The sequence below is a fragment of the Paraburkholderia sp. UYCP14C genome, from assembly GCF_004197395.1.
In the GTDB taxonomy this organism is placed as follows: domain Bacteria; phylum Pseudomonadota; class Gammaproteobacteria; order Burkholderiales; family Burkholderiaceae; genus Paraburkholderia.
In genome coordinates, this window is sequence record NZ_SELS01000197.1 from 1 (window position 1) to 2,494 (window position 2,494).

Genomic DNA, 2,494 nt, shown 5'->3' on the forward strand with positions numbered 1-2,494 from the left:
GGCTATGCATGACCTGCCTTCGTCTTGTTTATCCAGAAACCGGGACGATACCACCCACTGAAAATTCAATAGAGGCTCTATTTATATCCATACCTCTCGATTCTAAAATTAATATAAATTCCCCTTATGCTAGCTTAAGCAAGATCCGCTTGTGTCAGGGATGAACTGCCGTTAGCATTTGCCCTTCACGCTTGCAGCGAGCACGTAGGAGAGAGGACGTTGTCGCGGGGGAGGTTCTGATGACTATGGAACTCGTCCAGCGATGAAGTTGGGCCGATGAGTCAACTAAAAGAGATCGTCAAGCAGTAGAGAGGTGGTTGGTAGAGGGTGCCGTCGCACAGCATGACGAACAGCATTCGCAGCGGCGCCCGTCGAGAGCAATGACCGTCTGTGGCGCTTATGTCATATCCGCTAAAAGCGAGAATCCACGAAGAAACGATGGCTGAACGAGGCGTCTTGGTGGACCATTCAACCAACCCTGCATCACTTCCTCGCAACGGGCCAGCACCGGCAACAGTTTGAGCGCCCAGCCATGCACCGGCGAATGAACGACCGAAATTCCTCCTAGGCCATCATCTGCTCGGGCTGACACAGATTGAGCTGATACATGACATGCGAAGGTACGCGGAACGGATTGCATCAAGCGGATATTGCAAACGCTTGGCGGACCTTAATGTTCAATTGCTGTGCTTTCTGTGTGATCGGCGCGTCGTCGCTCGACAGCCGCGATCACCTGCTCGAAGTAGACGTTAAGGAATACCGATCAAGATCAAAACAGGTGAGCAAATGAAGAAACTTCTGATCGCGTCGATCGCCGTCGTGCTGGTTGGCTATCTCGGTATCAGCGGTATCGCGTACGTGCACGACAAGGACTATGCGGAAAGAGCGGACGCGAGTCCGGCTGTCTCCGTACAAGCGTCCGGCATCCGCGACGTGTTTGATCGAAACGCATGCTATTACTGCCATTCGAGGAAAGCTGTCCTGCCCAACTATGCCGCGCTACCAGGCATTCGTCAGCTAGCCGAACACGACAGACAAACTGGACTCGCCTACTTCCGCATCGACAGCCTGTACGCGGCGCTCGAAAGCGGCGTACCTGCCCCCGAAGCCGATCTTGCGAAGCTGGAAGCCGTTGTGACCGAACGCACCATGCCGCCAACCTTGTTCCGCCTCGTACACTGGACGACGGGCATGAGGGCCAACGACCAACGCGCGCTTCTCGACTGGATCGCGTCACAGCGCCACACCGCATATGCGACGCGCGGCGTTGCACCGGAGTTCGCTAACGAGCCGGTGCAACCGTTGCCAGATTCCTTGCCGACCGATGCGGGTAAGGTCGCGCTTGGAAGGCAGCTCTTCATCGATGCCCGACTATCGGCGGACAACACCATATCGTGTGCGAGCTGCCATACGCTGTCGAACGGGGGCGTAGACGGAAAGAAGGTTTCATCCGGCGTGGGCGGAAAGTTGGGTGTGGTCAACGCGCCAACGGTGTTCAACGCGGCGCTCAACCACAGGCAGTTCTGGGATGGTCGCGCGACCACGCTGCAGGAACAGGCGGGCGGCCCACCGCTGAATCCGGTTGAAATGGCGTCTAGGTCGTGGAGTGAGATCATCGACAAGCTGAAACTGGACTCATCGCTGACGCAACAGTTCTTGGCGGTGTACCCGGAAGGTTGGTCGGGCGCGAACATCACAGACGCGATCGCCGAATATGAGACGACACTGCTAACGCCGAGCCCCTTCGATGCTTACCTGCGCGGCGACAGGCATGCGCTGAACGGCGAGGAACTGCACGGCTACCAGTTATTCAAGGCAAACCATTGCGCGACCTGCCACGTTGGCAAGAATCTGGGCGGGCAGTCGTTCGAGCGAATGGGCCTCGCGGCCGACTACTTCGCCGCGCGGGGCCACACCACCGCAGCGGACAACGGCCGCGCCAACGTTACGAAGGACCCGCTCGATCGCCACGCGTTCAAGACGCCGACGCTGCGCAACGTGGAACTGACTGCGCCATATTTTCACGACGGCAGCTGCACTGATCTGCACGAAGCTGTGCGTGACATGGCGACGTATCAGGTCGGTAAGCAGCTTTCGGACTCGGATGTCAATGCGATTGTAGCCTTCCTGAAAACTCTAACGGGTACGCGCCAACCCGTCGCGATCCACTGATCCGACGACCGTGGCTGAGTCTAGTTATGCTCTGGCAAATGCGCTAGGAGCACAAAGAATTGAATGCTGCAGACGTCGTCGCAAGCCTGGGCGTAAGCGCAGCAGCGGTTCTTCGCCTGATCCGAATCAAAGTACTCTGCTTAACGGGCTTGTGTGCAGGCGCGTCGCCGAACGGTACACGGATAGAAATTGGGGCTCCGGTGCAAATAGATCGGCGAATCGGTTAGAGTTGTCGGAGCAAAACAAACTGATGACCCGCGATGAGCAAGCTGAAGAGTCTGGAGGAGTTGTTCGGTGGACGCCATTTTGATCGGGAGATCAT

The 2,494-nt window shown here is 57.0% G+C and carries 1 protein-coding gene; it reads left to right on the forward strand.

Annotation, left to right across the window (positions count from 1 at the left end; all coding sequences use genetic code 11):
- Positions 1–858: 858 nt before the first annotated feature.
- A complete protein-coding gene (locus EVC45_RS44155; protein WP_248295531.1) occupies positions 859–2,172 on the forward strand; it encodes a cytochrome c peroxidase in 1,314 nt (437 codons plus the stop codon).
- Positions 2,173–2,494 lie beyond the last annotated feature (322 nt).